Annotated in this window: 23 protein-coding genes; 16 read left to right on the top strand and 7 right to left on the bottom strand. The window is 71.5% G+C overall.

What is annotated here, in order from left to right; all coding sequences use genetic code 11:
• The first annotated feature begins 26 nt into the window (after window positions 1–26).
• On the top strand, window positions 27–1,019 hold the full coding sequence (locus tag ACFCV8_RS22555; protein ID WP_376687201.1) for an adenosine deaminase: 993 nt from the start codon (window positions 27–29) through the stop codon (window positions 1,017–1,019).
• Here the strand turns inward: ACFCV8_RS22555 and ACFCV8_RS22550 are convergent.
• The gene (locus tag ACFCV8_RS22550; protein WP_376687200.1) at window positions 983–2,338 is read right to left on the bottom strand and encodes an MFS transporter; all 1,356 of its coding nucleotides are present in this window, start codon (window positions 2,336–2,338) and stop codon (window positions 983–985) included. The two genes, ACFCV8_RS22555 and ACFCV8_RS22550, sit on opposite strands and share 37 nt — an antisense overlap.
• Before the next feature lie 372 nt (window positions 2,339–2,710).
• Between ACFCV8_RS22550 and ACFCV8_RS22545 the strand changes: the two genes are divergently transcribed.
• From ACFCV8_RS22545 to era, 9 genes are all read left to right on the top strand, one after another.
• Entirely contained in the window at window positions 2,711–3,817 is a 1,107-nt protein-coding gene (locus ACFCV8_RS22545; protein ID WP_376687199.1) for a carbohydrate kinase family protein, read from the top strand.
• 141 nt (window positions 3,818–3,958) lie between these two features.
• On the top strand, window positions 3,959–4,990 hold the full coding sequence (locus ACFCV8_RS22540) for a PhoH family protein (RefSeq protein WP_376687198.1): 1,032 nt from the start codon (window positions 3,959–3,961) through the stop codon (window positions 4,988–4,990).
• A 9-nt stretch (window positions 4,991–4,999) separates the two neighbouring features.
• Window positions 5,000–5,497, top strand: a complete 498-nt coding sequence (gene ybeY, locus ACFCV8_RS22535; RefSeq protein ID WP_376687197.1) for an rRNA maturation RNase YbeY — start codon at window positions 5,000–5,002, stop codon at window positions 5,495–5,497.
• Window positions 5,494–6,777, top strand: a complete 1,284-nt coding sequence (locus ACFCV8_RS22530) for a hemolysin family protein (RefSeq protein WP_376687196.1) — start codon at window positions 5,494–5,496, stop codon at window positions 6,775–6,777. Before ybeY ends, ACFCV8_RS22530 begins: the two co-directional genes overlap by 4 nt.
• Window positions 6,774–7,127, top strand: coding sequence for an MmcQ/YjbR family DNA-binding protein (locus tag ACFCV8_RS22525; protein WP_376687195.1), 354 nt, complete (start codon window positions 6,774–6,776; stop codon window positions 7,125–7,127). The genes ACFCV8_RS22530 and ACFCV8_RS22525 overlap by 4 nt, the downstream gene beginning before the upstream one ends.
• Window positions 7,128–7,168: 41 nt before the next feature.
• Window positions 7,169–7,522, top strand: coding sequence for a cytidine deaminase (locus ACFCV8_RS22520; protein ID WP_376687194.1), 354 nt, complete (start codon window positions 7,169–7,171; stop codon window positions 7,520–7,522).
• Window positions 7,523–7,687: 165 nt separating this feature from the next.
• Window positions 7,688–9,070 carry a beta-xylosidase gene (locus tag ACFCV8_RS22515; RefSeq protein ID WP_376687193.1) on the top strand — a complete coding sequence of 461 codons (1,383 nt, stop codon included), beginning with the start codon at window positions 7,688–7,690 and terminating at the stop codon, window positions 9,068–9,070.
• A 101-nt stretch (window positions 9,071–9,171) separates the two neighbouring features.
• Window positions 9,172–10,134, top strand: a complete 963-nt coding sequence (locus tag ACFCV8_RS22510) for a WxL protein peptidoglycan domain-containing protein (RefSeq protein WP_376687208.1) — start codon at window positions 9,172–9,174, stop codon at window positions 10,132–10,134.
• Between the two features lie 60 nt (window positions 10,135–10,194).
• Window positions 10,195–11,169, top strand: a complete 975-nt coding sequence (gene era, locus ACFCV8_RS22505; RefSeq protein ID WP_376687192.1) for a GTPase Era — start codon at window positions 10,195–10,197, stop codon at window positions 11,167–11,169.
• Window positions 11,170–11,198: 29 nt separating this feature from the next.
• Here era and ACFCV8_RS22500 read toward each other — a convergent pair whose 3' ends face one another.
• Together ACFCV8_RS22500 and ACFCV8_RS22495 are read right to left on the bottom strand one after the other, a co-directional pair.
• Window positions 11,199–11,465: a protealysin inhibitor emfourin gene (locus ACFCV8_RS22500; protein ID WP_376687191.1), complete on the bottom strand. Its 267-nt coding sequence runs from the start codon at window positions 11,463–11,465 to the stop codon at window positions 11,199–11,201.
• Window positions 11,466–11,507: 42 nt separating this feature from the next.
• On the bottom strand, window positions 11,508–12,584 hold the full coding sequence (locus tag ACFCV8_RS22495) for a M4 family metallopeptidase (protein WP_376687190.1): 1,077 nt from the start codon (window positions 12,582–12,584) through the stop codon (window positions 11,508–11,510).
• A gap of 293 nt (window positions 12,585–12,877) precedes the next feature.
• Between ACFCV8_RS22495 and leuA the strand changes: the two genes are divergently transcribed.
• The 4 genes from leuA (at window position 12,878) to ACFCV8_RS22475 (ending at window position 17,183) form a co-directional block, all read left to right on the top strand.
• Window positions 12,878–14,653 carry a 2-isopropylmalate synthase gene (gene leuA, locus ACFCV8_RS22490; protein ID WP_376687189.1) on the top strand — a complete coding sequence of 592 codons (1,776 nt, stop codon included), beginning with the start codon at window positions 12,878–12,880 and terminating at the stop codon, window positions 14,651–14,653.
• A 179-nt stretch (window positions 14,654–14,832) separates the two neighbouring features.
• A complete protein-coding gene (locus ACFCV8_RS22485; RefSeq protein ID WP_376687188.1) occupies window positions 14,833–15,531 on the top strand; it encodes a TerB family tellurite resistance protein in 699 nt (232 codons plus the stop codon).
• Between the two features lie 47 nt (window positions 15,532–15,578).
• Window positions 15,579–16,325 carry a DNA repair protein RecO gene (gene recO / locus ACFCV8_RS22480; RefSeq protein WP_376687187.1) on the top strand — a complete coding sequence of 249 codons (747 nt, stop codon included), beginning with the start codon at window positions 15,579–15,581 and terminating at the stop codon, window positions 16,323–16,325.
• 36 nt (window positions 16,326–16,361) lie between these two features.
• Entirely contained in the window at window positions 16,362–17,183 is an 822-nt protein-coding gene (locus tag ACFCV8_RS22475) for an isoprenyl transferase (RefSeq protein ID WP_376687186.1), read from the top strand.
• 40 nt (window positions 17,184–17,223) lie between these two features.
• Here the strand turns inward: ACFCV8_RS22475 and ACFCV8_RS22470 are convergent, their stop codons facing one another.
• Genes ACFCV8_RS22470 through ACFCV8_RS22455 form a run of 4 tightly spaced genes read right to left on the bottom strand, consistent with a single transcriptional unit; the run spans window position 17,224 to window position 20,393 of the window.
• A complete protein-coding gene (locus ACFCV8_RS22470) occupies window positions 17,224–17,658 on the bottom strand; it encodes a Fur family transcriptional regulator (RefSeq protein WP_376687185.1) in 435 nt (144 codons plus the stop codon).
• Window positions 17,659–17,716: 58 nt separating this feature from the next.
• On the bottom strand, window positions 17,717–18,616 hold the full coding sequence (locus ACFCV8_RS22465; RefSeq protein WP_376687184.1) for a metal ABC transporter permease: 900 nt from the start codon (window positions 18,614–18,616) through the stop codon (window positions 17,717–17,719).
• 2 nt (window positions 18,617–18,618) lie between these two features.
• Window positions 18,619–19,401 carry a metal ABC transporter ATP-binding protein gene (locus tag ACFCV8_RS22460; RefSeq protein WP_376687183.1) on the bottom strand — a complete coding sequence of 261 codons (783 nt, stop codon included), beginning with the start codon at window positions 19,399–19,401 and terminating at the stop codon, window positions 18,619–18,621.
• 38 nt (window positions 19,402–19,439) lie between these two features.
• On the bottom strand, window positions 19,440–20,393 hold the full coding sequence (locus tag ACFCV8_RS22455) for a metal ABC transporter substrate-binding protein (protein ID WP_376687182.1): 954 nt from the start codon (window positions 20,391–20,393) through the stop codon (window positions 19,440–19,442).
• Window positions 20,394–20,554: 161 nt separating this feature from the next.
• Between ACFCV8_RS22455 and ACFCV8_RS22450 the strand changes: the two genes are divergently transcribed.
• Entirely contained in the window at window positions 20,555–21,937 is a 1,383-nt protein-coding gene (locus ACFCV8_RS22450; RefSeq protein WP_376687181.1) for a glycine--tRNA ligase, read from the top strand.
• A 246-nt stretch (window positions 21,938–22,183) separates the two neighbouring features.
• Complete coding sequence (locus ACFCV8_RS22445; RefSeq protein WP_376687180.1) at window positions 22,184–22,414, top strand: DUF6243 family protein; 231 nt, start codon at window positions 22,184–22,186, stop codon at window positions 22,412–22,414.
• Window positions 22,415–22,465: the final 51 nt, after the last annotated feature.

Below are 22,465 nucleotides of genomic sequence, written 5' to 3'. Positions count from 1 at the left end.
TCACCGTCTGTGAGCGTGAAAAACCCGTGCATCTCCCCAAGGCCGAACTCCACCTGCACATCGAAGGCACCCTCGAACCCGAGCTGGCCTTCGCCCTCGCCGCGCGCAACGGCGTGCAACTGCCGTACGCGGACACCGAGGAGCTGCGTACCGCCTACCTCTTCGACGACCTCCAGAGCTTCCTGGACCTCTACTACGCGCTGATGGCGGTGCTCCGCACCGAGCAGGACTTCGAGGAGCTCGCCGACGCCTATCTCGCCCGCGCCGCCGCCCAGGGCGTCCGGCACGCGGAGATCTTCTTCGACCCGCAGGCGCACACCGCCCGCGGCGTCCCGATCGGCACCGTCGTCGAAGGGCTGGGCCGGGCGCTGGAGCGCAGCGAGGAGAAGCACGGCATCTCCACCCAGCTGATCATGTGCTTCCTGCGCGACCAGTCCGCCGAATCGGCGCTGGAGACCCTGGACTCCGCCAAGCCGTACCTGGACCGGATCAGCGCCGTCGGCCTGGACTCCGCCGAGGTCGGCCACCCGCCCGTCAAGTTCCGCGAGGTGTTCGAGGCGGCCGCGGCGCTCGGGCTGCGCCGGGTCGCGCACGCCGGGGAGGAGGGCCCGCCCGCGTACATCCGTGAGGCGCTGGACGTCCTCGGCGTCGAGCGGATCGACCACGGACTGCGCTGCATGGAGGACCCGGAGCTGGTGGAGCGGCTGGTCGCGGAGCGGGTGCCGCTCACCCTGTGCCCGCTGTCCAACGTACGGCTGCGCGCCATCGACGTACTGGAGGAGCACCCGCTGCGCGAGATGATGGCCGCCGGACTCCTGTGCACGGTCAACTCCGACGACCCCGCCTACTTCGGCGGCTACGTCGGCGACACCTTCCACGCCGTCCACGAGGCGCTCGGCCTGGACCGCGAGCAGCTGCGCACCCTGGCCCGCAACTCCTTCGAGGCGGCCTTCCTCGACCACGACGAGGAGCGCCGGGCGCGCTACCTGTCCGAGGTCGAGGCGTACGCGTTCGACTGACCGGCACCGCCCGCCGGACCGGCCGTGCGGAACGCACCCCGCACCGGCCGCCTGCGCCGCACCGGCAGGCTGATCTCCGTGACGGCCTGCTCGGGCGCGCCCAGCCTGGGCACGGCCCCGGGCACCGCCCCGGTGGTGACGGCGAGCAGCGCGGCCGGTGCGCCGCCCCGGCGGCGTACCGACCCCGGCACCAGCGGGCGTCCGCCGGTGTGCAGGGCGACGGCCGTGAACGGGGCCGCGACCAGCAGCGTGACCGCGCCCAGCACCAGCCCCATCCCGGGGTAGCCGGCCAGCTCGGACAGCACACTGCCGAGCACCGGGCCGCAGGCCACCCCGACGGACGACGCGGAGCCCGCGAGGACCGCCCAGCGGCCGCGTACGTCCAGCGAGGCTGCCAGCCCGATCAGGTACGACAGGACCACCGGGTACACGGTGTTCCACAGGATCTCGCCGGTCGCGAACGAGCCGAGGCTGCCCGCCGAGGAGCTGAGCACGATGCTCACCGCGATGATCACGGTGCCCAGCCCGATCGGCACCGCCCGGCCCAGCCGGGCCCCCAGCAGCCCGGCCCCCATCACCCCCAGCAGCCCGGCCCCGAGCGCGGCGGCGAACACCGCGCCGATGACGACCTCGGAGAGCCCGACCTGGGCTACCCCGATCCGGCCGCTGACCCCCCACAGCGCGTTCTGCGCCATGGACCAGACGAGCATCCCGCCCGCCAGCACCAGCCCTGACCCGCGGTGCGGCAGCCGCCCGGTGACGGGGGTGCCGGTGGCGGCGGGCGCGGGGCCGCCGAGCCGCGCGGTGGCGGGCCAGACCAGCAGCGCGACCAGGGCGATCGAGGCGAACGGCAGCCGGTGCCCGCCGCCGAGGTGCGGGATCGTCAGATAGAGCGCGCCCGCCGTCGCCGAGACGCTGAGCAGCCCGAGCGAGGAGGTCCGGTGCGGGTCGCGCTGGGCGGCGATGCCCGAGGCGGCCACCGCGGTCGCCGTGCCCGAACCGAGCCCGCCGACCACCGCGCCCGCCACGACCAGCGGCACCGACCCGGCCAGGGCGGCGCAGCCGTACCCCGCCATCGCCAGCAGCAGCCCGATCCGGGCCGGGCGCCGCGGCCCGTACGTCTCGACGCGGCCCGCCAGCGTGAACCCGGCGCTCGCCGAACTCAGCAGCAGGGCACTGCCGACCAGACCGGCCTGGGCCGTGCCGAGGCCGAGATGGACGGAGAGCCGCCCGACGATGGTGGGGAGCAGGTAGGAGGCGAGGTAACCGGCGGTGAACACGGCGACCAGGGGCCACGCGGCGCGCGGGCGCGAGGACATGGGCGTTCCTGAAGACATGCCGGGGTACGGCGGGAAGGCAGGGGAGGGCAATGCGGGAAACACGGGAAACAAGGGGGAAGCGGGCAACACGGAAGTCACGGAGAATTCGTGCCACTCCTCGGCAACCGTCGCCGAAGGGGCCCGCTGGCCAATTTGTATCAACCGCGGACAGTCCCCCGAAAGGTGGCCTCGAGTGATCCGGATCACATATTGGTTTGCGCTCCGAACGCGCGGGTATAGGCAGAGGTTTGCGCGGGTCCGCGCCTCCTCGTGAGGTGCTGCGACCGGCTCGCGCGACCGGCGGCGCGCGCCCTCCGGTCACACCGGCCGATCGGGCACACTGGCCGGATCCACCACGACCGGGAGTGCAAGGTGAGCGCGGACATTCCAGGCATCGACCCACTCGACGGACTGCGCGCGCCGCAGGACCCGGACTGCGACGTCTTCCTCACCGGCACGGTCTTCCTCGACATCATCTTCACCGGCCTGGACAGCGCCCCGGTGCGCGGCACCGAGTCCTGGGCGCGCGGCATGGGCTCCAGCCCCGGCGGCGTCGCCAACATGGCGACCGCCCTGGCCCGGCTCGGCCTGCACACCTCCCTGGCCGCTGCCTTCGGCGACGACCACTACGGCGAGTACTGCTGGGACGCCCTGGAGCAGGGCGAGGGCATCGACCTGTCCATGTCGCACACGGTCCCCGGCTGGCACTCGCCGGTGACCGTCTCCATGGCGTACGAGGGCGAGCGGACCATGGTCTCGCACGGCCACGAGGCCCCCGGGCCCACCGTCCCCGACGGCGGCCCGGACTTCCCCTGCTGCCCGCCCCGGGCCCGCGCCGCCGTCGCCTCGCTCGCCCCCGGCCGCGGCGAGCCCTGGGTCGCCACCGCGGCCCGCAACGGCGCCCGGATCTTCGCCGACGTCGGCTGGGACGAGACCGGCCGCTGGGACCTGGACGCCCTCGTCGACCTGGAGCACTGCCAGGCCTTCCTCCCCAACGCCGAGGAGGCGATGCGCTACACCCGCACGGACTGCCCCCGCGCCGCCGCCCACGCCCTGGCCGAACGGGTGCCGCTCGCCGTGGTCACCCTGGGCGCGGAGGGCGCGTACGCGGTCGACTCGGCGAGCGGGCAGAGCGCCGAGGTGCCCGCGATCGAGGTCGAGGCCCTGGACCCCACCGGGGCCGGGGACGTCTTCGTCGCCGGATTCGTCACCGGCACCCTCGCCGACTGGCCGCTGGCCGACCGGCTGGCCTTCGCCGGACTCACCGCCGCCCTCTCCGTCCAGGAGTTCGGCGGCTCGCTCTCGGCGCCCGGCTGGGAGGAGGTCGCCGCCTGGTGGCAGCGGATCCGTACCTTCGCCGACCAGGACCCGGCCGCGCTGCGCCGGTACGCCTTCCTGGACGACCTGCTGCCCGCCGCCGCCCGGCCCTGGCCGCTGCGCCGCGCGGTCCCGACGATCGGCTTCCGCCACCCCGTCTGACGGCCGGGGATCCGGTTCGCCAGCCTGTGCGAAAAAGCTCTCGGTGTTGTCGGTGCGGGGTCGTACGCTTGGTAATCCGAGAGGTTGTCGATCGGCGAGAACCTTGCGACGGGAGGTATGTGCAGGCCACAGAGCCGGCCCATGACTCAGACACCCACAGCCCAGACCCCTGCGCCGAAGCAGGCGCGAGCCCACTTCACCGTCCCCGCCAGCCATCCGATGGTGACCGTCCTGGGCTCGGGTGACGCCTTGTTGCGCGTGATCGAGACGGCCTTCCCGGCGGCCGACATCCACGTCCGGGGAAACGAGATCAGCGCCGTCGGGGACGCGACGGAAGTCGCCCTGATCCAGCGCCTGTTCGACGAGATGATGCTGGTGCTCCGCACCGGTCAGCCGATGACGGAGGACGCAGTGGAACGCTCGATCGCCATGCTCAGGGCGGCGGAGCGCGGGGAGGGGGACGGCGAGGAGACCCCCGCCGAGGTGCTCACGCAGAACATCCTCTCCAGCCGCGGCCGCACGATCCGCCCCAAGACGCTCAACCAGAAGCGGTACGTCGACGCGATCGACAAGCACACGATCGTCTTCGGCATCGGCCCCGCGGGCACCGGCAAGACCTACCTCGCCATGGCCAAGGCCGTCCAGGCCCTCCAGTCCAAGCAGGTCAACCGGATCATCCTGACCCGCCCCGCGGTCGAGGCCGGCGAGCGGCTCGGCTTCCTGCCCGGCACGCTCTACGAGAAGATCGACCCGTACCTGCGCCCCCTGTACGACGCGCTGCACGACATGCTCGACCCCGACTCGATCCCGCGCCTCATGGCGGCGGGCACGATCGAGGTGGCGCCGCTGGCCTACATGCGGGGCAGGACCCTCAATGACGCGTTCATCATCCTCGACGAGGCGCAGAACACCAGCGCCGAGCAGATGAAGATGTTCCTCACCCGGCTCGGCTTCGACTCGAAGATCGTCATCACCGGTGACATCACCCAGGTCGACCTGCCGAACGGCACGAAGAGCGGTCTGCGCCAGGTCCAGGAGATCCTCGACGGGGTGGAGGACGTCCACTTCTCCAGGCTCACCTCCCAGGATGTCGTCCGGCACAAGCTCGTCGGCCGTATCGTCGACGCGTACGAGAAGTACGACAGCCGAGACAGCCACCAACGGAAGCAGTAGCAGCGCACCATGTCGATCGATGTCAACAACGAGTCCGGAACCGAGGTCGACGAGCAGGCGATCCTCGACATCGCCCGCTACGCACTCGCGCGGATGCGGATCCACCCGCTGTCCGAGCTCTCGGTGATCGTGGTGGACACCGATGCCATGGAGCAGCTCCACATCCAGTGGATGGACCTGCCCGGTCCGACCGATGTCATGTCCTTCCCGATGGACGAGCTGCGTCCGCCGTCCAAGGACGACGAGGAGCCCCCGCAGGGGCTCCTCGGTGACATCGTGCTCTGCCCGGAGGTCGCCAAGAGGCAGGGCGACGAGGCGGAGACCCAGCACTCCATGGACGAGGAGCTCCAGCTCCTCACCGTCCACGGTGTGCTGCACCTCCTCGGCTACGACCACGAGGAGCCGGACGAGAGGGCCGAGATGTTCGGCCTCCAGGCCGCGATCGTCGACGGCTGGCGCGCAGAGCGGGGCCTGGAGGGTCCGTCGCCCGCCCCGACCGTCTCGTGAGCGTTCCCCTCGTCCTGGGCGCCGTGCTGCTGGTCGTCGTCGGCTGGCTGGCGGCCTGCGCGGAGGCGGGCATCGCCCGGGTCTCCAGCTTCCGGGCCGCCGAGGCGGTCCGCTCCGGCCGGCGCGGAAGCGCCAGGCTGGAGCAGGTCGCGGCGGACCCGACCCGCTATCTCAATGTCGCCCTGCTGGTCCGGGTCGCCTGCGAGATGTCGGCCGGCGTGCTCGTCACGTACGCCTGCCTGAAGGAGTTCCCGCAGACCTGGCAGGCGCTGGCCGTGGCCATGGGCGTGATGGTGCTCGTCTCGTACGTCGCCATCGGCGTCTCGCCGCGCACCATCGGCCGCCAGCACCCGCTGAACACCGCCACGGCCGCGGCGTACGTCCTGCTGCCGCTGGCCAGGGTCATGGGCCCGATCCCGCAGCTGCTGATCCTCATCGGCAACGCGCTGACCCCGGGCAAGGGCTTCCGCAAGGGCCCGTTCGCCAGTGAGGCCGAGCTGCGCGCGATGGTCGACCTCGCCGAGGCGGAGTCGCTGATCGAGGACGAGGAGCGCCGCATGGTGCACTCCGTCTTCGAGCTCGGCGACACGCTCGTGCGCGAGGTCATGGTGCCGCGTACGGATCTGGTCTGCATCGAGCGCTACAAGACGATCCGGCAGGCGCTGACCCTGGCCCTGCGCTCCGGCTTCTCCCGCATCCCCGTCACCGGGGAGAACGAGGACGACATCGTCGGCATCGTCTATCTCAAGGACCTGGTCCGCAAGACCCACATCAACCGCGAGTCCGAGGCCGACCCGGTCTCCACCGCGATGCGCCCCGCCGCTTTCGTGCCCGACACCAAGAACGCCGGTGACCTGCTGCGCGAGATGCAGCAGGAGCGCAGCCACGTCGCCGTCGTGATCGACGAGTACGGCGGCACGGCGGGCATCGTCACGATCGAGGACATCCTGGAGGAGATCGTCGGCGAGATCACCGACGAGTACGACCGCGAGCTCCCGCCCGTCCAGGAGCTCGGGGACGACCGCTTCCGGGTGACCGCCCGCCTCGACATCGGCGACCTGGGCGAGCTGTTCGGCTTCGACGAGTACGACGACGAGGACGTGGAGACCGTCGGCGGGCTGCTGGCCAAGGCGCTGGGGCGGGTGCCGATCGCCGGCGCCTCGGCCGTGGTCGGTCTGCCGGACGCGCGCCGTCTGCGGCTGACCGCGGAATCCCCGGCCGGCCGCCGCAACAAGATCGTCACGGTGCTGGTGGAGCCGGAGCAGAAGGAGGACGAGTGACGCCGGAGAAGCTGAGGGCGTTCTGCCTGGGGTTCAACGCGAGTGCCGAGGAGTTCCCGTTCGGGCCGGAGACCTCCGTCTTCAAGGTGCTGGGCAAGATGTTCGCGCTCACCGCGCTGGACGCCCGCCCGCTGACGGTGAACCTGAAGTGCGATCCGGACGAGGCGGTGCGGCTGCGCGAGAAGTACGACGCGGTGGTGCCCGGCTGGCACATGAACAAGCGGCACTGGAACACGGTGACGGTGTCCGGTGTGCCCGACCGGGTGCTCCGTGAACTGGTCGAGGACTCCTACGACCTGGTCGTCGCCGGGCTGCCCCGGGCGGACCGGCTCCGGCTCGACCGTCCGTAGCCGCGGTGCGCGGGGCGGGGGCCGGTTCGTATGCTCGGCACATGACTGAGAGCACCGACCTCGGCCCCGAGGACCGCAAGATCGTCACGCTGGCGCGCAGCGCCCGCGCCCGCAACGGTGTGCCGGAGGGCGCGGCCGTCCGGGACGAGACCGGGCGTACCTATGTCGCGGGCACCGTGCGGCTGGAGTCGCTGAAGCTGAGCGCGCTGCAGACCGCCGTGGCGATGGCCGTGGCCAGCGGGGCCAGCTCGCTGGAGGCGGCCGCGGTCGTCTCGGACGCGCTGACCCCCTCCGACGAGGACCGCGCCGCCGTGCGCGATCTGGGCGGCCCGGACACCCCCGTTCTGCTGGCCGGGCCGGACGGCGCCCTGCGGGTCAGCGTCACGGCGGGCTGACCCGGCCGCATACCCGTACGCGTGTACGGATCTTGACAGTATCTGATGGTCCATCAGTGAACGTGCTCCGTCCCCATTGACTTCTTCGGGGGCGGAGCCGTCAATGGCCCCCCGTCGGCGCGGGCGCGGAAGAGCCGCTGCGCCGCATCCGCAGGAGGGGGCTCCATGCGTTCGACCGTCCGCAGAGTCAGCACGCGAAGATCCGGCGCCCGGAGGCACCCCGGTCACGGCCGCCGCTGGGCCGCCGCGCTGGGCGTGGGCGCGCTCGTCGTCGCCGGGGGAGGGGTGCTCGCTGGCCCCGCGCAGGCCCTGGCGACCGCCTCGGTCCCGGTGGACTTCCCGACCCACTGCATCCCGCCCGCCATCGCGGGCATCCCGCCGATCGACGGGACGACCAAGGCCGAGATCACGGTCGACAACGCCGCCCCGAGGGTCGGCGACACGGTCACGGTCACGTACACGGTGACCGAGGCCGCCGCGAGCAACCCGGTCGACCTGGCGCTGCCCGCCGACATCATGACGCCGACCGGCAAGGTCACCGTGGGCGGTGCGCAGAGCGCGAGCGTCACGGTCGCGGGCCCGAAGAAGAACGACCCGGTGCCCGGCAAGGGCGTCTTCCCGTCGTTCTCGATGACCGGCACCTTCACGGTCACCGCCCCCGGGCAGATCACGCTCTCGCCCGGCGACTACAACATCCACACCAGCTACATCATGGAGCTGGACACCCCCTGCACGGTGACCGATCCGCCCGCCCCCGTCTCCGAGACGATCATCGCGACGGACGAGGGCGGCCAGGTCAACGAGCGCGCCATCCGGCTCGGAGCCGCTTCCGGCCCGGCGGGCGAGGCGGTCACCGTCACCGGCTCGAAGTTCACCCCGGGCGCGGCGGTCACCCTGGCGGGCCGGGCGGGCGACCGTCAGAGCGCCGACACGGCCACCGTCACGGCGGACGGCTCCGGCGGCTTCAACGGACGGCTCACCGTCACCGACCCGGCGACCACCGGGATCGTCGCGTACGAGGGCGGCTCCTGGGACCCGGCCAAGGGAGCGGGCCCCCAGGCGTACACCGTCACCGGCGGCGGAGGCGGGAATCCGGACGGCAGCCAGGAGCTCAAGGCCTCCGTCCGGGCGGGCACCCTCTCCATGGTCCAGGACGGGGACACCGTCGAGATGTCGGCGGTCGACTTCGGCCGCGGCGGCGCCTCCCGGGGCTCCCTGCGGACGGTCACGGTCGAGGACTACCGCGGCGGCCCCGCGGGCTGGTCCCTGACCGGGAAGGTCACCGACTTCCAGGGCCCCGGCGGCGCGGCGATCGGTGCGTCGGCGCTCGGCTGGACCCCGGCCTGCACGACGAAGGCCGGCAGCCCGAGCACCTGCCAGGCGGGCTCCGCGGGGCCGGTCGGCAGCGCGGGCGCCACCCTGGCGTCCGCCCCGGACGGCACCGTCACCGGCGGCGAGTTCACCGTCGACGCCCGGCTCGCGCTGACCGTACCGGCGTACACCGCCCCCGGCGCGTACTCCGGCGTGCTCACCCTCACCCTCACGTGACCGAGCGCTCCACAGCAGCCGGCGGTCCGGGCGCGCACCCGCCCGGACCGCCGACGCGTTCCGTCCCGACCACCACCCGGGGGTTCCGCACCGTGCGCCGCATCCGCATCCGCATCCACCTGCTCCTGCTGACGGGCCTCCTGCTGACCGGTGTCCTCCTGCCGGCCGGGGCACCCACCGCCCACGCCGCGGACAACGGCAGCTGGTCGGTCTACCCGGCCACCACCGGTACCGGCCTGCGCCCGTACTTCTACCTGTCGGCCGACCCCGGGGCCACGCTCCGCGACAAGGTCACCGTCACCAACAAGACCGACCGGCCGCAGACCTACCGGCTCTACGCCGCCGACGCCTACAACACCGCGCGCGACGGCGGCTTCGCCGTACGCGGCAAGGGCGAGCGGCAGCGCTCGGTCGGCGCCTGGGCCAGGACCGGCCGCGAAAAGGTCACCGTGCCTCCGCGCGGCTCGGTGGACGTCCCGCTCACCATCACCGTCCCCGAGGACGCCGAACCGGGCGACCACCCCGGCGCACTGGTCGCGCTCGACGAGCGGGTCGACCCGGCCGGTGACGGATCCGTCGCTGTCGGCATCCAGCGGGCCGTCGGCGCCCGGATCTACCTGCGGGTGAACGGGCCGACCGTGCCCGCGCTCTCCGTGGACGACATCCGGATCGAGCACACCCAGCCGCTGGTCCCCGGCACCGGGGAGAGCCGGGCCGTCATCTCGTACACGCTCCGCAACCGGGGCAACGTCACCCTCAGCCCCAAGGTCGCGCTCAGGGCCGAGGGGCTCTTCGGCCGCACCCTGCTCGACCGCGACCTGAAACGCGTCCCCTCCGAGCTGCTGCCCCGCCAGCAGGTCCGGCTGACCGAGCGGTGGGCGGGCGCGCCGCAGCTGGAATGGGGCGAGGTCCGGCTCACCGCGAGCGCCCCGCGGACCCGGGAGTCCGCCACCGCCTCGTACTTCGCGCTGCCCTGGCTGATGGCCGGGATCCTGCTGGTGGCCGTCGGCGGGGGTACGGCGCTGTGGATACGGGCCCGCCGCGCCCGAAGGAGCACCGCCTGAGCCGGCACCGACCTGCCCCGCCGGGCCCTCGGTACGGCGGGGCCGCCGGGATCGGGGACAATGGGCGCCATGAGCGTTCGACCTGACACAGACGCCGCCGCGCGGCAGGCCCCGGGCACAGCCCCCCACCGGGCCGGTTTCGCCTGTTTCGTTGGCCGCCCCAACGCGGGCAAGTCCACCCTCACGAACGCTCTGGTCGGCCAGAAGGTGGCGATCACGTCCAACCGGCCGCAGACCACCCGGCACACCGTGCGCGGCATCGTGCACCGGGAGGACGCCCAGCTGATCCTGGTCGACACGCCCGGCCTCCACAAGCCGCGCACCCTGCTCGGCGAGCGGCTCAACGACATCGTGCGGACCACCTGGGCCGAGGTCGACGTCATCGGCTTCTGCCTGCCCGCCGACCAGAAGCTCGGCCCCGGCGACAAGTACATCGTCAAGGAGCTCGCGGGCATCAGGAAGACCCCGAAGCTCGCCATCATCACCAAGACCGACCTGGTCGACTCCAAGCAGCTCGCCGAACAGCTGATCGCCGTCTCCCGCCTCGCCGAGGAGCTCGGCTTCGAGTGGGCGGAGATCGTCCCGGTCTCCGCCGTCGGGGACAAGCAGGTCGGCCTGCTGGGCGACCTGATCGTCCCGCTGCTTCCCGAGAGCCCGCCGCTCTACCCGGAGGGCGACCTCACCGACGAGCCCGAGATGGTCATGGTCGCGGAGCTGATCCGCGAGGCCGCCCTCGAAGGCGTACGGGACGAGCTGCCGCACTCCATCGCGGTCGTCGTCGAGGAGATGCTGCCGCGCGAGGACCGCCCCGCCGACAAGCCGCTGCTCGACATCCACGCCAACGTCTACATCGAGCGCCCCAGCCAGAAGGGCATCATCATCGGCCCCAAGGGCAAGCGGCTGAAGGACGTCGGCACGAAGTCCCGCAAGCACATCGAGGCGCTGCTCGGCACCCCGGTCTTCCTGGACCTGCACGTGAAGGTCGCCAAGGACTGGCAGCGCGACCCCAAGCAGCTGCGCAAGCTCGGCTTCTGAGCCCGCTCCTCATCCGCGGCCGGCCGGTCTCACGCGCCCTCCTTCAGGACGCGTGAGATCAGGGCCCGCTGGGCGTCGGTCAGCTTCGGGTCCGCGCAGTGCACCGTGCGGCCCCCGACCGTGATCCGGTAACGGAAGCCGTCCGGCACCCCCTGGGGCGGCGCCGCGTGGCCCTCGGCGAGCGCCGACGCGGCCAGCTCCTCCCACTCCGGTCCGTCGGCCCGCCCGGCGGTGTCGATCTCGCGCTCGCGTGCGATGCCGGTGAAGCCACCGGTCCTGCTGACCTGAATACGCATGCGACGACCTCCGGGCCGGGCGGGCTGACTGTGGAGTGTGTTCTACGTGGTCGGCACGCCCACTTCCGACCACGCCTTCAGGACGGCCTCGACCTCGTCACCCTCGCCGAAGCGGCTGCGGGCGGCCTCGACCGTCAGCCGGGCGAAGTCCGAGAACTCGGCGTCCACCGCCAGTTGACCACCTGTGAGCACATCGAACCAGAGCTGGCCCGCCCGTTCCCACGCCTGGCCGCCGAGCGCCGTCGCCAGCAGGTAGAACGCGCGGTTGGGGATGCCGGAGTTGATGTGCACCCCGCCGTTGTCCTGGTTGGTCCGGACGTAGTCCTCCATCGACGCGGGCTGCGGGTCCTTGCCGAGCACGTCGTCGTCGTACGCCGTGCCCGGGGCCTTCATCGAGCGCAGCGCCACGCCCTGGACGTCGGGGGCGAGCAGGCCGGCGCCGATCAGCCAGTCGGCCTGGTCGGCGGTCTGGCCCAGGGTGTACTGCTTGACCAGGGAGCCGAAGACGTCGGACACCGACTCGTTGAGCGCGCCGGACTGGCCGTAGTAGCTCAGGTTGGCGGTGTACTGGGTCAGACCGTGGGCCAGCTCGTGGCCGATCACGTCGATCGCGACGGTGAAGTCCAGGAAGACCACCCCGTCGCCGTCGCCGAAGACCATCTGCTCGCCGTCGAAGAAGGCGTTGTTGTACTTCTCGTCGTAGTGCACCGAACCGATCAGCGGGAGCCCGTTGCCGTCGATCGAACGGCGGCCGTAGGCCTTGAGCAGCAGTTCGAAGGTGGCGCCGAGCCCGGCGTACGCGCGGTTGACGCTCGCGTCCTGGGTCGGGTCCTGGCCCTCGGCACGGACCTTGGTACCGGGGAGCTGGGTGCCGTGGCGGCAGTCGTAGATCGTCCGGTCGGGCTGGTCGGACTCCTCGGCGCCGTCCCTGCGGGCGGGGGCCACGGTGACCAGCGTGGACATCTGTCGCCGGGTGCGGCGGGCCGCGTCACCCTCCAGGGTGCGACGGGAGGGCCCGGCGAGATCGGGGTTCTCGGACTGCGAGAGCTTGTCGAGAACGTGGGGCGGCACGATCGTGCAGAAGACGGGGTGGAACCCGTGCGGTGACTGAGGCTGCATACCGCCGACTGTGACACCGGCGTAACCGCGATGTCACCCATTGCGACGAGGATTGACGAAATGGAGTGATCAGCCACTCCTGGGCGTTTCCTGTGCCCGGTCCCGCATACTGATACGGGACGGACGCATCAGGCGCCTCTCGGCTACTCTCGTCGCATCATGCGTTTCGGGCTGCTTCTCCTTAGCTGCCGCGGCGAGGGCCTGTAGTCGTAGGCCGACCCCCTCCCCGCGGAGTCTGGTGCTGCAGCGACACAGTCGGCCGTCCCACCGCTGGACCCGAGGAGCCGTACGTCATGACCGACGCAAACCCCGTTCAGACCGCTGTTGGCCGCCCGACGCCGATCACCAACGCGACGCGGCTGCAGAAGCCGTCCGGGATGCCGATCCACAAGTACCGCGGCTACGACGCGGTCGAGATCCCCGACCGCACCTGGCCCGACCAGCGGATCACCACGGCTCCCCGCTGGCTCTCGACCGATCTGCGCGACGGCAACCAGGCCCTGATCGACCCGATGTCGCCGGCCCGCAAGCGCGAGATGTTCGACCTGCTCGTACGCATGGGCTACAAGGAGATCGAGGTCGGCTTCCCGTCCTCGGGCGAGACCGACTTCGCGTTCGTCCGCTCCATCATCGAAGAGGGCGCGATCCCCGAGGACGTGACGATCTCCGTCCTGACGCAGGCCCGCGAGGACCTGATCGAGCGGACCGTGGAGTCCCTGATCGGCGCCCGCCGCGCCACCGTCCACCTGTACAACGCCACCGCGCCGACCTTCCGGCGGGTCGTCTTCCGCGGTTCCAAGGACGACATCAAGCAGATCGCCGTGGACGGCACCCGGCTGGTCATGGAGTACGCGGAGAAGCTGCTGGGCCCGGAGACGGTCTTCGGCTACCAGTACAGCCCGGAGATCTTCACCGACACCGAGCTGGACTTCGCCCTGGAGGTCTGCGAGGCGGTCTGTGACGTCTGGCAGCCCGAGGAGGGCCGCGAGATCATCCTCAACCTGCCCGCCACCGTGGAGCGCTCCACGCCGTCCACGCACGCGGACCGGTTCGAGTGGATGTCGCGCAACCTGACCCGCCGCGAGCACATCTGCCTCTCCGTCCACCCGCACAACGACCGCGGCACCGCCGTCGCCGCCGCCGAGCTGGCCCTGATGGCCGGCGCCGACCGGATCGAGGGCTGCCTGTTCGGCCAGGGCGAGCGCACCGGCAACGTCGACCTGGTCACCCTGGGCATGAACCTGTTCTCCCAGGGCGTCGACCCGCAGATCGACTTCTCGCAGATCGACGAGATCCGCCGCACCAGCGAGTACTGCAACCAGATGGAGGTCCACCCGCGCCACCCCTACGCGGGCGACCTGGTCTACACCGCCTTCTCCGGCTCCCACCAGGACGCCATCAAGAAGGGCTTCGACGCCATGGAGGCCGACGCGGCCGCCCGGGGCCGGACGTTCGACGACATCGAGTGGGCGGTGCCGTACCTGCCGATCGACCCGAAGGACGTCGGCCGCAGCTATGAGGCCGTCATCCGGGTCAACTCGCAGTCCGGCAAGGGCGGTATCGCCTATGTCCTGAAGAACGACCACAAGCTCGACCTGCCGCGCCGGATGCAGATCGAGTTCTCCCGGATCATTCAGGCCAAGACCGACGCCGAGGGCGGCGAGGTCACCCCGACGCAGATCTGGTCCGTCTTCCGCGACGAGTACCTGCCCAACCCGGAGAACGCCTGGGGCCGCGTACAGCTGCGCACCGGCCAGACCACGACCGGTTCCGACGGCCGGGACACGATCACCGTCGAGGCGACCGTGGACGGCGCCGACACCGTGCTGAGCGGCACCGGCAACGGTCCGATCTCCGCGTTCTTCGAAGCGCTGCAGGCCATCGGCATCGACGCCCGGCTCCTGGACTACACCGAGCACACCATGAGCGAGGGCGCCAGCTCCCAGGCCGCCTCGTACATCGAGTGCGCCATCGACGGAATGGTCCTGTGGGGCATCGGCATCGACGCCAATACCACTCGGGCCTCGCTCAAGGCCGTCGTCTCCGCCGTCAACCGCGCCAGCCGCTGACCCGGGCGCCCACGAGGCGCGCGACCGCACCGTAAGGACCCCGTCCCCCGCGCCAGGGGGGCGGGGTTCGGCCATCTCCGCGGTGGTTGTGACGGGCGAGGTGCTGACGTCGCATCACGACTGTGGTTAACATCACGTCCACACGGCAATGTTGCCGGAGTGTTACGGAGGTGTGCGACGTGCGGTCAGCCCTGGGACGACGCGCCAAGAAGCTGCGTATCTGCGGCATCCGCACCGTCTGGGACCCGGTCGGCGACGGGGAGTTCTTCTGCCCCGGCTGCGGCGGTGACCGGAACTACCACCGTCTCACCGGCCGGCGCCGCTTCGCGGTGCTCGGCGTGCCGATGCTGGCCCGGGGCACCGTGGGCCCGGTCGTCGAATGCGCCGCCTGCCGGAACCGCTTCGGCACCGACGCGCTCGACCACCCCACCACCACCCGGCTCTCCACGATGCTCCGGGACGCCGTCCACGCCGTGGCACTCGGCGTCCTGGTGGCGGGCGGCACCACCTCCCGCCCCGTGCTGGAGGCCGCGACCGCCACCGTGCGCGGCGCCGGGTTCGACGACTGCACCGAGGAGCAGCTGCGTACGGTCGTCGAGGTCCTCGCCGCCGACACCGGGCACGGCTCCGGTCCGGCCGCCGAGGCGTGCGGCGCGGCCCTCGCCATCGAGCTGCACGAGGTGCTGGAGCCCCTCGCCCCGCACCTGGCCCCCGCCGGGCGCGAGGCGGTCCTGCTCCAGGGCGCCCGGATCGCGCTCGCCGACGGCCCGTACGGACCGGCCGAGCGCGAGGTGCTGACCATCGTCGGCGGCGCCCTCCAGCTCCGCGCCGAGGACACCGCCCGGCTGCTCGCCGAGGCCGCCCGCACCCCGTCCTGACCGCCCCGGCGGCCCGGGGAGCCGTCCCCGTACCGGACAATGGACGCATGAGCTTGTTCCGGGACGACGGCGTGGTGCTGCGCACGCAGAAGCTGGGCGAGGCCGACCGGATCATCACGATCCTGACCCGCGGCCACGGCCGGGTGCGCGCCGTCGCCCGCGGGGTGCGCCGCACCAAGTCCAAGTTCGGCGCGCGGCTCGAACCCTTCTCCCACGTCGACGTGCAGTTCTTCGCCCGGGGCAGCGAGCTGATCGGCCGCGGGCTGCCGCTGTGCACCCAGAGCGAGACGATCGCCCCGTACGGCGGCGGCATCGTCACCGACTACGCCCGCTACACCGCGGGCACCGCGATGCTGGAGACCGCCGAGCGGTTCACCGACCACGAGGGCGAGCCCGCGGTCCAGCAGTACCTGCTGCTCGTCGGCGGGCTGCGCACCCTGGCCCGCGGCGAGCACGAGCCGCATCTCATCCTCGACGCGTTCCTGCTGCGCTCGCTCGCGGTCAACGGCTACGCCCCCAGCTTCGAGGACTGTGCCCGGTGCGGAATGCCCGGGCCGAATCGGTTCTTCTCGGTCGCGGCGGGCGGTGTGGTGTGCGGCGACTGCCGGGTGCCCGGCAGCGTCGTACCCTCGGCTGAGGCCGTCACCCTGCTCAGCGCGCTGCTCAGCGGCGACTGGGAGACGGCGGACGCGTGCGAGGCGCGTCATGTCAGGGAGGGGAGCGGACTGGTCTCCGCGTATCTGCACTGGCATCTGGAGCGCGGGCTGCGCTCACTGCGGTATGTAGAGAAGTGACTCAGGCGGATCAGCTACAGGGAGCGGGACAGTTTCATGGCAGTACGCGGGATGCTCGGCGGCCGTAACAAGCGCGACTACAAGACCCCGGAGCCGCATCCGTCCGGTGCCACGCCCCCGAAGATCCCCGGCGACCTGGTGCCCAAGCACGTCGCCGTCGTGATGGACGGCAACGGCCGCTGGGCCAAGGAGCGCGGACTGCCGCGCACCGAGGGCCACAAGGTCGGCGAGGGCGTCGTCATGGACGTGCTCAAGGGCTGCATCGAGATGGGCGTCAAGAACCTCTCGCTGTACGCGTTCTCCACGGAGAACTGGAAGCGGTCCCCGGAAGAGGTGAAGTTCCTGATGAACTTCAACCGGGACGTGATCCGGCGCCGCCGTGACGAGATGGACGAGCTGGGCATCCGTATCCGCTGGGTGGGCCGGATGCCGAAGCTGTGGAAGTCCGTGGTCCAGGAGCTCCAGGTCGCCCAGGAACAGACCAAGGACAACGACAGGATGACGCTGTACTTCTGCGTCAACTACGGCGGCCGGGCCGAGATCGCCGACGCCGCGCGGCGCATCGCCGAGGACGTCGCGGCCGGGAGGCTGGACCCGTCCAAGGTCAACGAGAAGACCTTCGCGAAGTACATCTACTACCCCGACATGCCGGACGTCGACCTCTTCGTCCGCCCCAGCGGGGAGCAGCGCACCTCCAACTACCTGATCTGGCAGAGCGCCTACGCCGAGATGGTCTTCCAGGACGTGCTCTGGCCGGACTTCGACCGCCGCGACCTGTGGCGGGCCTGTCTGGAGTACGCCCAGCGCGACCGGCGCTTCGGCGGTGCGATGGAGGCGGCGCAGCAGCCCGCGAAGTGAGTGCGAGAGGCACGGGGGCGGTGCCCCCGGGCCTCGTCGCTCAGGCCTTCTTCTCCGCGCACTCCGCGCAGGTCCCGAAGATCTCCACGGTGTGTGCCACGTTGACGTAGCCGTGCTGGGCGGCGATGGTCTCCGCCCACTGCTCCACCGCCGGGCCCTCGACCTCCACGGCCTTGCCGCACAGGCGGCAGACCAGGTGGTGATGGTGGTCCCCGGTCGAGCAGCGGCGGTAGACGGACTCGCCGTCCGTGGTGCGCAGCACGTCCACCTCGCCCGCGTCGGCGAGGGACTGGAGCGTGCGGTAGACGGTGGTCAGCCCGACCGAGTCGCCGCGGTGCCTGAGTACGTCGTGCAGCTCCTGGGCGCTGCGGAACTCGTCCACCTCGTCGAGCGCCGCGGCCACCGCCGCCCGTTGCCGGGTCGACCGGCCGCGTACCGGGGCCGCGTTCGTTCCACTGATCGGCGCCGTCGCCACAGCAGCCTCCTCGTGTCGCCCGTACTGTGTCGGGCCATTGTGCCAGCCCGGCCCGGTGTCAGGGCCGAACTGCGAGATCGTCCCCGGCGGGGCGGGTGGCCGGTACTTCCAGGGTGCATCCGTCGGCGTCCGGCTCGCTCAGGCGGGCGCGGCGCCGGGCCAGCGGGGCGGCCAGTGCCGTCAGGCCGACGAAGACCGCGATGGCCAGCAGCACGATCGTCGCGCCGGGCGGTACGTCCTGGTAGTAGGAGGTGACGGTGCCGGCCAGGGTCACCGCCGTACCGATGACGACCGCGAGTACGAACGTGACCCGGAAGGAGCGGGCGAGCTGCTGCGCGGCCGCGACCGGCACCACCATCAGCGCGCTGACCAGCAGCAGTCCGACGACCCGCATCGCGACGGTCACGGTCACCGCCGCGGTCACGGCGACCAGCAGGTTCAGCGCGCGCACCGGCAGCCCGGTGACCCGGGCGAACTCCTCGTCCTGGCTGACCGCGAAGAGCTGACGGCGCAGCCCCAGCGTCACCAGCAGCACGAAGGCGGCCAGCAGGCAGATCGAGGTGACGTCCTCGGAGGAGACCGTGGACAGGGAACCGAAGAGGTACGAGGTGAGGTTGGCGCTGGAGCCGGTCCCGGAGAGGTTGATCAGCAGCACCCCGCCCGCCATGCCGCCGTAGAAGAGCATGGCCAGCGCGATGTCGCCGCGGGTGCGGCCGTACCAGCGGATCAGCTCCATGACGACGGCACCTGCCACCGCGACCGCCGTGGCCATCCAGACCGGGCTGGTGGAGAGCAGGAAGCCGAGGCCGACGCCGGTCATGGCGATGTGGCCGATGCCGTCGCCCATCAGGGCCTGGCGGCGCTGGACGAGGTAGACGCCGACGGCGGGGGCGATGACGCCGACGAGCACGGCGGCGAGCAGGGCCCGCTGCATGAAGGGAGGGTTCAGGAATTCCATGGTCAGCTCAGCAGTCCCGTCCGGGCGGGCTCGGAGGCCGCGTGGGGGTGTACGTGGTCGTGGCCGGGCAGGGCGTGCTGGCCCAGCGCCTTCGGGGGCGGCCCGTCGTGCAGGACGCAGCCGTCGCGCAGCACGATCGCGCGGTCGATCAGCGGCTCCAGCGGGCCGAGCTCGTGCAGCACGAGCAGCACCGTCGTACCGGCCGCGACCTGCTCGCGCAGCGTCGAGGCGAGGATCTCCTGGCTGGCCAGGTCGACGCCGGCCATCGGCTCGTCCATGATCAGCAGCTCGGGTTCGGCGGCCAGCGCGCGGGCGATCAGCACCCGCTGGTGCTGTCCGCCGGAGAGCGCCTCCACCGGGTCCCCGGCCCGGTCGGCGAGGCCGACCAGAGCGATGGCCCGGTCGACGGCGGCCCGGTCGGCCCGGCGCAGCAGCCCCAGCCGGGCGCGGGAGAGCCGCCCGGAGGTGACGACCTCGCGGATCGTGGCGGGGACCCCGCCGGACGCCGTGGTGCGCTGGGGTACGTAGCCGATCCGTGCCCACTGCCGGAAGCGGCGCAGCGGGGTGCCGAACAGTTCGACGGAGCCGTCGGTGAGCGGGACCTGGCCGATGACGGAGCGCACCGCGGTGGACTTGCCCGAGCCGTTGGCACCGAGGAGGGCGGCGACCTCGCCCCGGTGGACCGTGAAGTCGATGCCGCGCAGCACCCGGCGGGCGCCCAGCGTGGCCGAGGCGCCGCGCAGGGCTATGACGGGTTCGGGTGTGGTGCTCCCGGTCTCGGACATGAGCGCCTCCGTGGTCGCTGTGGCGGGGGATACGGGTGTCACTTCGCGCCGAGCGCCTTCTGGAGCGCGGCGAGGTTGGACCGCATGACCTCCAGGTAGTCGGCGCCCCTGGACTGCTTCGTGATCCCTTCGAGCGGGTCCAGGACGTCGGTGCGCAGGCCGGTGTCCTTGGCGAGGGTCTTCGCGGTCCGGTCGCTGGCGAGCGTCTCGAAGAACACGGTGGTGGCCCTGTCCTTCTTCGCGATGGCGTGGATCTCGCTGATCCGGGCGGGGCTGGGGTCGGCCTCGGGGTCGACGCCCGCGATGCCCTCCTGGGTGAGGCCGTAGCGCTCGGCGAGGTAGCCGAAGGCGGAGTGGGTGGTGATGAACGTCCTGGTGGCGGTGGACCGCAGGCCGTTCTCGTACGCGGTGTTCAGTTCGTCGAGGTCGGCCACCAGGGCGGTGGTGTTCTTCCGGTAGTCCGCGGCGTGGCCGGGGTCGGCCTTCTCCAGGCTCTTGCCGACGCCCTTGGCGATCTCGGCGTACTTGACCGGGTCGAGCCAGACGTGGGGGTCGGCGCCGGCCTCGTCGCCGTGGTGCTCGTGGCCGTGTTCTCCGGCGCCGACCTCGGTGCCGTGGTCCTCCAGCGTGGTGAGCTCCGAGGCGTCGAGGACGTGCTTGGCGCCGGAGAGCCCGATGGCGTCGTCCACGGCGGGCTGGATGCCCTTGAGGTAGAGGACGAGACCGGCGTCGGTGAGCCCGCCGATCTGCCGGGGGCTGAGCTCCAGGTCGTGCGGCTCCTGACCGGGCTTGGTGAGGGTGGTGACGGAGACGTGCGCGCCGCCGATCCGTTCGGCCAGGAACTGCATCGGATAGAACGAGGCCACCACGTCCAGCCCGTCACCGTTCCTGCGGTCCGCGGTGTTTGTCGCGGAACAGGCGGTGAGTGCGGTGAGACCGAGGGCGACCGCCGCGGCGACGGCGGCGGTGGGTATGAGGCGGCTGACGTTCATGACAGTCATTTTCAACAAAGATGGAAACGATTGTCAACAAGGATGAAGAGATGACCGCGCGACGGGCGGGTCCGGTCCCGATTTGTTCGGCAGGGCGTGCCCGCCGGTAATCTGAAGCTCGCAGCAGCACCCAGCAGCACGCCGTCGTAGAAGAGAGCACCGTGGCCGCCGACAAGATCGACTCCATCGTCAGCCTGAGCAAGCGCCGAGGCTTCGTCTATCCCTGTAGTGAGATCTACGGTGGTCAGCGAGCCGCCTGGGACTACGGGCCGCTGGGTGTCGAGATGAAGGAGAACCTCAAGCGCCAGTGGTGGCGCTACATGGTCACCTCCCGCGAGGACGTGGTCGGCATCGACTCGTCGGTCATCCTCGCCCCCGAGGTCTGGGTCGCCTCCGGCCACGTCGCCACGTTCACCGACCCCCTGACCGAGTGCACCTCCTGCCACAAGCGCTTCCGCGCGGACCACCTGGAGGAGGCGTACGAGGAGAAGCACGGCCACGCCCCGACGGGCGGCCTCGCCGACCTCAACTGCCCCAACTGCGGGAACAAGGGCACGTTCACCGAGCCCAAGCAGTTCTCCGGCCTGCTCTCCACCCACCTCGGCCCGACCCAGGACTCCGGCTCGGTCGCGTACCTGCGCCCCGAGACCGCCCAGGGCATCTTCACCAACTTCGGCCAGGTGCAGCAGACCTCCCGCAAGAAGCCGCCGTTCGGCATCGCCCAGATGGGCAAGTCGTTCCGCAACGAGATCACCCCGGGCAACTTCATCTTCCGGACCCGCGAGTTCGAGCAGATGGAGATGGAGTTCTTCGTCAAGCCGGGCGAGGACGAGGACTGGCAGCAGTACTGGATGGACCAGCGCTGGAACTGGTACACCGACCTCGGCATGCGCGAGGAGAACATGCGGTGGTACGAGCACCCGAAGGAGAAGCTCTCCCACTACTCCAAGCGCACCGCCGACATCGAGTACCGCTTCCGCTTCGGCGGCAGCGAGTGGGGTGAGCTGGAGGGCGTCGCCAACCGTACGGACTACGACCTCAAGGCCCACTCCGCGGCCTCGGGCACGGACCTGTCGTTCTTCGACCAGGAGGCCGGCGAGCGCTGGACCCCGTACGTCATCGAGCCCGCGGCCGGTGTCGGCCGGGCGATGCTCGCCTTCCTCCTCGACGCCTACGTCGAGGACGAGGCGCCCAACGCCAAGGGCGTCATGGAGAAGCGCACCGTGATGCGGCTCGACCCGCGCCTCGCGCCGGTCAAGGTCGCCGTGCTGCCGCTGTCGCGCAACCCGCAGCTGTCGCCGAAGGCCAAGGGCCTCGCGGCCGACCTCCGGAAGAACTGGAACATCGAGTTCGACGACGCGGGCGCCATCGGCCGCCGCTACCGCCGCCAGGACGAGATCGGTACGCCGTTCTGCGTCACCGTCGACTTCGACACCCTCGACGACAACGCGGTGACCGTGCGCGAGCGCGACACGATGAAGCAGGAGCGCGTCTCCCTGGACCAGATCCAGGGCTACCTCGGCGCCCGCCTGCTCGGCTGCTGAACCCGTACGCCGAAGGCCCCGGCCCCTTCGCGGGGGCCGAGGGCTCCGGCGTATCACCGAGGCGTCGAAAATCCGGTGCGCGGGGCGTGCCGGGCCCGGTACGGTTCCGGTATGTATTCGTTCTTCCAGATCTACGAGTGAGCGCGCGGCGGGTCATGAGCACCCGCCGCCACCGGACCGATCACGGGTCGCCCGGACCGCATGTCGCACGGCGGCCTCACTTCGCACTACGAACGGGAGAACACCGTGGCCAAGAGCCGTAACAATCTGCTCGGCGTGGGCGGACAGCGCAAGAAGCTGTCCCGGGAGGGCCAGCAGGGCACCGGCTCGGCGCGCGACGCCGACCGCCGGGCGGCGGCCGACCAGAAGCAGGAGCTGCTGCGCCGGATGCGCGAGCGCGCCCAGACCCCGGCAGAGCCGGAGACCCCGGAGGCTCCGGCCTCCTCGTCCCCCGCGGAGGACGACGCGCAGAGCTGACCCCCCCCGCATCGCAGCCCGTAGGTACGACCGTGGGCCCGGATCACCCCG

Source organism: Streptomyces sp. NPDC056347 (genome assembly GCF_042262625.1).
Lineage (GTDB): Bacteria > Actinomycetota > Actinomycetes > Streptomycetales > Streptomycetaceae > Streptomyces.
Note: the sequence above shows the minus strand (reverse complement) of the source record. Positions and strands in the feature narration are given on the sequence as shown.